Origin of the sequence: Mycobacterium sp. P7213, assembly GCF_900604305.1 — a bacterium.
GTDB lineage: Bacteria > Actinomycetota > Actinomycetes > Mycobacteriales > Mycobacteriaceae > Mycobacterium.
In genome coordinates this window covers 1-9,776 of sequence record NZ_UWOA01000088.1, presented here as the reverse complement: position 1 = coordinate 9,776, position 9,776 = coordinate 1, and the positions used below count along the sequence as shown (strand labels likewise).

Genomic DNA, 9,776 nt, shown 5'->3' with positions numbered 1-9,776 from the left:
CCCGGTGAGAAGATCGGCAGGCTCACAGCCGAGCAAGCCGAGATCGCCCGCCTGAAGCGGGAGAACGCCCGGATGAGTAAGCGCCTGGCCACCACTGAGGCCGCCCTGGACATCATGGGAAAAGCGCACGCTCTCTTGGAGACTCTCTCCGAGAGAGCGGATTCCGAAGAGCAGCGCAAGAAGCGCTGACCCAAAGCTACGGGTCGCTGATCGGCGTCGGCGTGTCAACCAGGGCTGCGGCGACGCTGACCGGCACGGTGCGCTCGACAGCGATCCGGCGGCGCAACGCCGCTGCCGCACCGACGCCCACCCCGCCGGCACGTTCGGCGGGCGAGCCGGTCAACAAGATGACCGACCTGGAGCGGCAGCTGGTTGTGGCGGTGCTCACCAGCGAGCGGTTTGTCGATCTGGCGCCGTTGCAGATCTATGCCCAGCTGCTCGACGAGGGCGTCTACCTGTGTTCGGTGTCCACGATGTACCGGGTGCTGCACGAGCACAAGCAGGTCAAGGAGCGTCGTCGGCTGGCGCGGCATCCGGCCAAAGCGTGCCCGGAGCTGGTCGCGACCGCACCGCGGCAGGTGTATTCGTGGGACATCACCAAGCTCGCCGGCCCGGTCAAGGGCACCTACTTCGATGCCTACGTGATGATCGACATCTACTCGCGCTACATCGTCGGGGTTCACGTCCACGCCCATGAATCCGGCGTTCTGGCCAAAGAACTCATCGAGCAGGTGTTCCAGGTGCACGGTATTCCGCACGTCGTGCATGCCGATGCATCGTCATACCGGGATCGGGCTACACACGCCTGCCGACGTGCACTTCGGGCTGGCCGCCGACAAGGCTGCCGACCGGCGAGCCGTGCTCGCCGACGCCCGTATCCGACACCCGCACCGCTTCGGTACCAACCGTGCGCCGAAGATCCTCGACCTGCCCGACACCGTCTGGATCAACCAGCCAGCCCAGGAGGCCGACACAACAGCCGCCTAACACCTGATGGACTCAAACGCCTTGACAAATTCCGCGCGACCCCAAAACCGCCCCCACCGCTGAAACCGATGGAACCGTGTCTGGTCGAACCGGCGCGACGTGCATCGGGTGCGGTGCACACGTCTCTGCTGAGGACGTCCACGCTCAACTCGATGTCACCTCACCGCCACCACCGGTGCTACTGGCTACAGTCTGTGCCGGTAGCAGGACGCGGATCTATGTTGCACCTGATCAAGAGCAGGTCGAGGCCGCGTTCGGCGCAGCAGAGGCCGCATCGCCGATTCGCTCCGACGCAGGTCCGCTGGCTGCTGAGACTCGGGGAACATTCGCGAGTAATGCACAAGGCCGCAGATACGGGTTTTTCACTTTCGCTGACTACTTCACTGACCGGCAGCTTGTTGCACTAACCACCTTTAGCGAGCTCGTTACGGAAGCCCGGCAACAGATACTTGCCGACGCCGCCGCTGCAGGCCTACCCGACGACGGACAACCCCTCGAAACCGGCGGCACCCAAGCCACCGCATATGCCGACGCAGTAGCCACCTACCTCGGACTTATCACTTCGCGACTGACCGAGTACCACTGCTCCCTTACAACCTGGGCAAACAATCCCCAGATGGAGATCCTGCGGAACCTGTTCGCACGGCAGGCCATCTCCATGGCGTGGGACTTCGCCGAGGGAAATGTGATCGGTGAAGCGTCAGGAACCCATATTCGGATGACTGAAGCAGTCGCGAAGGTCATCGCCTTCCTTCCCGCAGCAGGCGATACAGCGGCAGCTCAGGCCGATGCTCAGTTCACTCTGTCAAGCGACTACCTCATCTCGACTGATCCGCCGTACTACAACAACATCGTCTACTCGGATCTGTCGGACTTCTTTTACGTCTGGTTGCGGTGGTCCCTACGGGCGATCCATCCGGAGTTGCTGTCGACGATGTTGGTACCCAAGTCGGAAGAACTGGTCGCCAATAAATACCGGCACGGAGGTGAAGACGGTGCACACAAATTCTTCGAGAACGGGTTCCGAGAAGTGTTTCGCCGAGCCCGAGAGTCCGCGTTGCCAGACTTTCCGATCACTGTCTATTACGCGTTCAAGCAGTCGGAGACCACCGAGGCCGGTCAGGCCTCCACTGGATGGGAGACCCTGCTGGAGGGCATGATTCGCTCCGGCTGGTCTGTCACCGCGACCTGGCCTGTTCGAAGTGAGCGTGGCGCTCGAATGGTCAGCACCGGAACCAATGCACTCGCGTCGTCGATCGTGCTGGCACTTCGCCCCCGCCCAGAGGATGCTCCGCGGACCGATCGTCGCCGGTTTATCGCAGCCTTGAAAGCGGAGCTGCCGGGGGCGTTGAAGGAGTTGCAACAGGGGGCTATCGCTCCGGTGGATCTGCCGCAGGCGGCGATCGGGCCAGGGATGGCGGTGTTCTCCCGGTATTCGGCGGTGCTCGATGATGACGGGTCGAAGATGCGGGTCCGGGCCGCGCTTGCCCACATCAACGAGGCCCTCGACGAGGTGCTGGCTGAGCAGGAAGGTGACTTCGACCCCGACACCCGGTTCGCGATCGCCTGGTTCCGTCAGTACGGCTTCGATCCCGGCTCCTATGGGGATGCCGACAACATCGCGCGCGCCCGCAACGCCTCTGTTGATCACCTCGACTACGCCGGGATCTTGACCAGCCGGGCAGGCAAGGTCACCCTGCTGGCCCCCGGCAAGCTCGACGACGACTACGACCCTGCCACCGACTCCTCGATCAGCGAGTGGGAGACGGTCATGCACCTGACCCGCGTGTTGACGGCTAAGGGCATCCCAGCGGCGTCAGCGCTGCTGGCCCGGGTGCCCGCGTCGGTCGATCGGGACCTGTGCAAGGAGCTGGCGTTCTTGCTGTTCTCGATCGCCGAGGGCCGCAAACGCACCAAGATCGCCGTGGAGTTCAACGCCCTGGGTACCGCATGGAACGAGATCACCGCCGGAGTCACCGCGGCAGCAGCCCAGCCGGTGCAAGCGACGATGGATTACGAGGAGCAGTAAGGCGATGGCGCAGATCAGCAACCGCAACCGGGTCCGCCGCGGACTGGAGCTGCTCGGCGAATCCCTGGACACCTTCATCACGGGGGCGACCCGCGACAAGCTCGACGCCGACAAGCACTGGACGCTGCTGCTGGCCGCCAAGGACGCCGGTAAGGGTGCCGGAGCATCGAAGAAATACAACCCGGTCGACCCGCAGAACGGGCTGCGGATGCTCACCGAGAACATCACCGGCAGAGCCATTTCAGGGTGGTTTCCGTTCGATCAGCTATTGTCGCGGGCCGAGCAGAGCCTGGCCAGCGAGCTGCGCGACATCCGTGACCGCGAAGCGCACCACGAACCGTTCTCCGCCGACGACGCCTACCGCGCCCTGGACACCACCGAACGGCTCCTGCGCGCCATCGGAGCCGCTGATGCCGCCGATGAGGTGAAACGCTCCCGCGTCGACCTGCGCCGCCTGTCGTCGGAGCAGGAAGACCGCCGCGTCGTCAAGGCCGCCGGGGCCACCGAGGTGGGTTCTGCCGGGCTGCTGCCGTGGCGGGAGGTCCTGCGCCCGCACGACGACGTCGCGAAGGGCAACTTCCGGGCCGCGGAGTTCGCCGCAGACCTGGCCATGGTTGCCCGTGGTGAAGGCGATCCCGAATACACCGACCCGGTGGAGTTCTTCCGTCGCACCTTTCTCACCGGGGGTTTGCGTGACTTGATCACCCGCGCCGTGGGGCGCATCTCGGGGGACAAGAACGCCTCCCCGGTGATCAACCTGCAAACCAACTTCGGTGGCGGCAAAACCCACTCGATGCTGGCGCTGTGGCACTTGGCCTCCGGTCGGCCGGCCGTCGACTACCCCCAAGAGTTGCAGGACCTGCTCGGTGCTGCGCGGTTGGACCGGGACATCCGTCGGGTCGCGCTGGTCGGCAACCACCTCGAACCCTCAGGCCTGAAGCCGAAGCCGGACGGCACGAAGATCAATACCTTGTGGGGTGAGTTGGCCTGGCAGCTCGGAGGGGGCCAGGCTTACGAGATCGTCGCTGAGGCTGATCGGACCTCCACCAACCCGGGCGACAGCTTGCGTGAGCTGCTCGCCGCCTATGCCCCGGCGATCATCCTGATCGACGAGTGGGTGGCCTACGCCCGCCAGCTCTATGGCCGCGACGACCTGGCCGGGGGCAGCTTCGACACCCAGTTCACCTTCGCCCAGACCCTGACCGAGGCCGCCAAAGCCGTACCCGGTGCCCTGGTGGTGATCTCGATTCCCGCCTCGGCGGGAGACCACGACGGGGACGGTGAGGTCAGCGAAGAAGAGGTCGGCGGGGCCAACGGGCGTGAAGCCTTGCGGCGGCTGCAGAACATCGTTGGCCGCGTCGCCGACCAGTGGAAGGCCGCCAACGCCGAAGAGTCCTTCGAGATCGTCCGGCGGCGGCTGTTCACCGCCCCCGACGGCCAAGCCCTCGCCCAGATCAGCGCCACCGCGACCGCGGTGGTCAAGTTCTACCGGGAACACCACGGGGAGTTCCCCAACGAGGCCACCGACAACGCCTACCTGGACCGCATCAAGGCCACCTACCCGGTGCACCCCGAATTATTCGACCGGCTCTACCAGGACTGGTCAACCCTGGAGCGCTTCCAGCGCACCCGCGGTGTGCTGCGGCTGATGAACACCATCGTCGGCGCCCTGTGGCGGCGGGGTGACACCGCGCCGCTGATCATGCCCGGCTCGGTTCCGCTGACCGAGTCAGAGGTACTCACCGAAATCACCGCCTACCTCGAAGACCAGTGGAAGGCCATCATCGACGCCGACGTCGACGGCACCAGCGCCACCCCCGCCCAGGTCGATGCGGCGAGCCCCGACCTGCTTGGCAAACGGTTCATCACGCAACGCCTAGCCCGCACCGTGTTCATCGGGGCAACACCGACTCTGCATGCTGCGCACAAGGGCATCGACAAGGCCCGGGTCTTCCTCGGTACCGCCCTGCCCGGTGATGTGCCGGGCAACTTCCACTCCGCGCTCAACCAGCTCGCCGACAAGGCCACCTACTTCTACAGCTCGGGCGCGCAGTACTGGTTCGACACCCAGGCCAACACCACCCGCACCGCCCGCGACTACGCCGAGCGACTGCACCCCGAAGACGTCTGGCTGGAGGTCGTGCGCCGCCTGGGTGATCACCGCAAACCCAGCCCGGACGGGTTCGCCGCGGTGCACATCGCCCCAGATCACCCCGGGGATGTCCCCGACAGCCAGGAAGTACGCCTGGTGCTGGTGCCCCCGGCGCACGTCTACGACCGCCGCCAAGGTGGTGAGTCCCCGGCGGTCACCTGGGCCACCGATGTCCTGGACCGCAAAGGTGCCGGGGCACGGGTGCACCGCAACATGCTGGTGTTCCTGGCCGCGGACTCCGCCCGCTACGAAGAGCTGCAAGCCTCGGTGCGCGAGTACCTGGCGTGGAAGTACGTCCGCGAGAACGCCGACGGGGTGCTCGGCCTGACCGCCCAACAGCGCGGACAAGCCGAGGAACGGGTCAAGCGCGCCGACCGCACCCTGACCGACCGGCTACTCGGGGCCTACCACTGGGCGCTGGTACCCACCCAGCCCGACCCGACCCGACCGCTGCACCTGGAAGCGATCAAAGCCGAAGGCAGCAGTGAGGACCTCGCGCAGCGCACCGCCAAGCGGCTGGTCGACAAGTCCGAACTGGTGCTGCGCCGCGCCTCCGGGGCGATCCGTCTGGACCTGGACACCACCTTGCACACCGTGTTCGAGCGCGACGGCCACATCAGCTTCGGCGCACTCTGGGACTACTACACCACCTACCCCTACCTCGCGCGGCTGCGCGATCGCACCGTCCTGCAAGACGGCCTGCTCTCCGCCCTGGACACCCCAATCGACTGGGAACATCAAGGCTTCGCTCTCGCCGACGGCTTCGACGGCAACACCTACACCGGCCTGGTGCTGCCGACCGACGGCGCTGGTGTCTCACCCGCGACGGTGGATTCCCTGCTGCTCGTCGAGCCGAAGCGGGCCATCGACCAGCGGGACCGCGAACCCAAACCCGGCCCCGAGCCAGAACCTGCACCAGGGCCGGCACCTGGCCCGGGCCCCGCACCGGGACCAGGTCCGGGACCACATCCACCGGTACCGCCGCGGGTGGAGACGACCCGGTTCTTCGGCACCGCCAAGCTCGACCCGAGCTTCTACGCCCGCGACTTCGGCCGCATCACCTCCGAGGTGATCCAGCACCTGGCCGCCGTCGACGGCGTCGACCTGGAAGTCCGGCTGGAGATCACCGCCGTTGCCCGTGACGGGTTCGACGACGCCAAGATCCGCACGGTCTCCGAGAACGCCCGCACCCTGAAGTTCGAGCAGTCCGGCTTCGAAGAGCAGTAGCCACCGCCCCGACAATTCTTCGAAAGGCAGCGGTATCGATGGCCTACAAATCTGACGACTCCGACTTCGGCGACATCCTTGGCATCGCCGCGGTGGCAGCTGCTGCCGTCGCAGGTATAGGCGGGGCGCTCGCCTTCGCCGGTAAAGCCCTCTACGACTATTTCAGCGATTCGTCGGACGAGTCGCCACGCGATCCTTCGGCCAGCCAGGAGCGCCGCGCCGGTAGCGGGTCCGCCGATGAGATGGTGGTGGACTTCGAGGGGCGCACTTGGCCCAGCTCCGGAGTGCTCAAGCAGATGGGATACCGAGTTGGCCGATCAGGTCATGGCCCTGCTCGTCGCCGGAGCATTCTCGAAAAGGTCTACAGAGTCAAGCTGGTCGCGACATCGACCCATACAGCGGAGTACATCCGTGAGTGGGGGGAGCCGAACACCCGAGCGCGCGCGGAGAAGATCGAGCGGTGTCTGGCTGGGTTCATATCCGGCGCTAGGCGCAGGAACGCGGACATGTCCGAAGCGATCGGCGACTGGGAAGACGATCTCGTCTGGTTGAGGAACCACTACCGACTCTGACGGAAAACGCGTTACCGGGCCGACACGATGCCCGCCGACAGACCCAGACGGCGGTCAGGCAGCACTCCCGGCGAGGTAGCGGTACACGGTGGCGCGGGAGACGCCCAGCATCTTGGCGATGTCGGTGGCCGCGATGCCCTTCTCCCGGAGGTCACGCGCCTTGGCGGCGTCGGCATCATCGACCTTGCGGGGCCGACCGCCCCTGCGCCCGTTGGCCGCCGCCGCAGCCAGACCTGCGCGGGTCCGCTCGATCATCGTGTCGCGCTCGAGCTGGGCGAAGGCGGCCATGATCGTCAACATGGCCTTGCCCATCGGGCCGTCGGTGTGCAGGCCCTCGGTGAGGCTGCGGAAACCGATGCCGTGCGAGGTGAGCTGCTCCACGACCTCCAGCACATGCCGGGTATTGCGGCCGAGCCGGTCGAGCTTCCACACCGTCAGCACGTCGCCTTCGCGGAGGTGGTCCAGGCAGGCGTCGAGCTCCGGCCGCTGCGCGGTGGAACCGCTGACGCCGTGGTCGGTGAAGATTCGGGCGGCCCCGGCGGCCTTGAGCGCGTCGAGTTGGAGTTGAGGGTTCTGGTCGGTGGTGGAGACTCGCGCGTACCCGATGGTGGCCACTGACGCTCCCGTCGCATATTCCCGTTGATTGACCGGTTTTGAGAATACCGGTTATGCGACAGGTTTTCAAGACACTTGAGACGTGCGTTAAGCCTGGACGCGCAGCCCGTGGTCGGCACGCTGTCGCAGTCGCATCAACCCATCGTTTTCGAGACGAGGCTGCGGGCCGTGGGCGACCAGGCTAAGCGGGAACCAGCTAGCTGCGGAACTCACGGCTGGACGAACAGGGTCCGACCGACGGGACCACGTCTCGAGTCGTAGAACGGCAGCCAGCCGAGCGAGGACCAGAATCTGTCGGCATCCTCGCTGTACGCGAAGAGCCGCCGTTCCGGGTGCCGGTCGGCCAGGCCACGGACCACCTTGGTCCCGATGCCACGCCGCCGGGCCGCGGCGGCCACCTCGATGAACTGGACCTCCAGGCGCTCGCCTCCGAGCTCCGGCACGCTCTCGTAGTTCGGGTTGATGCCGCCTGGATCGTCGAACTCGACCCGTGCCACCTCGATGCCGCGCTCGCGGACCTGCACGAACCAGGGTTCGTCGAGCTGCCGGTTCCACCAGTGGGGGTGTTCGTACGCGACAGTGGAGTCGAACGGCGGCGTCCTCCAGTCATCATCGGCGGCCGAGCGGCGGAGATCGGTGAACTCCAGGTCCATCTCAGTCCTGCAACTCGAACGGCACCGCGGAGTAGTAGCGGTCGAACTGCCGGTAGTCCGAGATGCCGCTGATCAGCCGCACAACCGCAAGTTCGTACTGGGTGATTTCCAGGCCTTGGTGTCCACCGCCGAGCGGCACAATCCCCCGGCCGCCGTCGACGTATACGTAGTTGATTCGGTCCACTACGGAGCCGCGCCAGAAGATGTCCGCGAGGCTGATCTCGCGGATCTGGGAGTCTGCGAATGCCTCCGACCACCTGAATGTCAGGTCGCGATCGTACCGACTCTCGGGCATCCCGTACGCGATGGTCACGTCGATGTCCGGGCGGTACACGGCCAACTCGGCGTGGCTATCGTGGTCGATGCCCGACGTGTTGTTGGCGGGGCTGCTCCACGAACCGAAGCGATCGCGGTAGGTGGGTCCTGCCGACCTGACGCGCTGCCAGTCCGCCGGACCCGAGTTGGCGACGAGAGCCCGCAGCTCATCGAAATTCATGGCATCTCCCGCGGTGTCTGAATGCCGCTCTCTGCGGCGGGTTCTACGTTAGCCCGCAAGACCGACAGGTCGTCGCAACTGCCCCAGTCGGTGCAGCGGCTGCGCTCCGGTTGGGCTCGTCAACCTCGCCGTCCAGTCGGAACTTAGCGGCGGCAACTCATGAAGCCCCTCCGAGGTACCGAGATGCACTGACAGATCATGTGGCTGTAAGACGATGAGATGGCGGGTGACTCGGCTGACCCCGACCAGGTGGGGCCGCCCGGCTGGTGACGAGCACGCTCAAGTGGGGAATTTTAGTGAGCGCGGTCAGAGCGATGTTCCGGAAAGTCGACACCGCTCCCACTTGATATCTGGTGGCGTGTCTCTGTAGGACGACTGTAGTGCCGTCTCGCTGAGGATTTCTTGTCCTGCAGGGCTTTTGGGACGCAACCTGCATGCCCCGGCGGTCTTCAACAGAGCTGCAGTCATGCCCATCTCGCTCCTGAAGGTCCCAATGTTGCTGGTCAGCACGGCTTGAGGCGGCGAGTCGCATTAACCGTCAAAGGATCAAGAGATAGTCACCTGCCGTCTTGGGACGCCATAACCCGAACGGCGGCGTCTTACCCGCCCGCGTGGGACGACGAACAGTCCGGACGCACGGTGCTCAAATTCTGAGATGGACTGTAGCGCCGTCGCTTAACCGCGCTGACCTCGGCGCTGAACTCCGACCACAATTGCAGCCCCTGCCCGGTTTCCTTGAGGTCGGCCAAGATCCTCATCGGGGTACGCGAACCCCCGTGCGCGGACGCGGTCGAACCCTTAGACGGTATGGGGGGCTGGGGCCTCACTCACATGTGACCGTGGGTTGCCGACAGGAATCAGGTCCTGGCCGGTAGAGCCACAAGATGTGGGAGGCCCCAGTGAAGGTTCAGCGTACGAGTGTTGGTTTGGATGTGCACGCACGTTCGGTGATCGGGTGTGCATTGGACGGGGATACCGGTGAGGTATTCGAGCGTCGGCTGACCCCTGATTACGGGGAGATCCTGGACTGGTTGCGGTCATTGCC

Annotated in this window: 6 protein-coding genes and 4 pseudogenes; 6 read left to right on the top strand and 4 right to left on the bottom strand. The window is 65.4% G+C overall.

The window, feature by feature from the left end; genetic code table 11:
• Nucleotides 1-189: pseudogene (locus EJK91_RS22030) on the top strand (IS3-like element ISAar46 family transposase); the annotation flags it as partial.
• A gap of 7 nt (nucleotides 190-196) precedes the next feature.
• Here the strand turns inward: EJK91_RS22030 and EJK91_RS22025 are convergent.
• Nucleotides 197-343 carry a hypothetical protein gene (locus EJK91_RS22025; RefSeq protein WP_164518058.1) on the bottom strand — a complete coding sequence of 49 codons (147 nt, stop codon included), beginning with the start codon at nucleotides 341-343 and terminating at the stop codon, nucleotides 197-199.
• 4 nt (nucleotides 344-347) lie between these two features.
• Here EJK91_RS22025 and EJK91_RS23220 point away from each other — a divergent pair.
• The 4 genes and pseudogenes from EJK91_RS23220 to EJK91_RS20965 form a co-directional block, all read left to right on the top strand.
• Nucleotides 348-785: pseudogene (locus tag EJK91_RS23220) on the top strand (DDE-type integrase/transposase/recombinase); the annotation flags it as partial.
• Between the two features lie 227 nt (nucleotides 786-1,012).
• A pseudogene (locus EJK91_RS20975) lies at nucleotides 1,013-3,016 on the top strand (DUF1156 domain-containing protein); the annotation flags it as partial.
• Between the two features lie 4 nt (nucleotides 3,017-3,020).
• Entirely contained in the window at nucleotides 3,021-6,395 is a 3,375-nt protein-coding gene (locus EJK91_RS20970) for a DUF499 domain-containing protein (protein WP_125079869.1), read from the top strand.
• A 38-nt stretch (nucleotides 6,396-6,433) separates the two neighbouring features.
• Complete coding sequence (locus EJK91_RS20965; protein WP_125079868.1) at nucleotides 6,434-6,967, top strand: hypothetical protein; 534 nt, start codon at nucleotides 6,434-6,436, stop codon at nucleotides 6,965-6,967.
• A gap of 54 nt (nucleotides 6,968-7,021) precedes the next feature.
• On the opposite strand, the gene EJK91_RS20960 is transcribed toward EJK91_RS20965, so the two are convergent.
• The 3 genes from EJK91_RS20960 to EJK91_RS20950 all read right to left on the bottom strand — a co-directional run bounded on the left by EJK91_RS20960 (nucleotide 7,022) and on the right by EJK91_RS20950 (nucleotide 8,731).
• Nucleotides 7,022-7,582, bottom strand: a complete 561-nt coding sequence (locus EJK91_RS20960; protein WP_125079867.1) for a recombinase family protein — start codon at nucleotides 7,580-7,582, stop codon at nucleotides 7,022-7,024.
• A gap of 209 nt (nucleotides 7,583-7,791) precedes the next feature.
• Nucleotides 7,792-8,235 (bottom strand): GNAT family N-acetyltransferase, encoded by a 444-nt coding sequence (locus EJK91_RS20955; RefSeq protein ID WP_125079866.1) that lies wholly within the window; start codon nucleotides 8,233-8,235, stop codon nucleotides 7,792-7,794.
• 1 nt (nucleotide 8,236) lies between these two features.
• Entirely contained in the window at nucleotides 8,237-8,731 is a 495-nt protein-coding gene (locus EJK91_RS20950) for a hypothetical protein (RefSeq protein ID WP_125079865.1), read from the bottom strand.
• Between the two features lie 884 nt (nucleotides 8,732-9,615).
• Here EJK91_RS20950 and EJK91_RS22810 point away from each other — a divergent pair.
• Nucleotides 9,616-9,776 (top strand): annotated as a pseudogene (locus EJK91_RS22810) (IS110 family transposase); the annotation flags it as partial.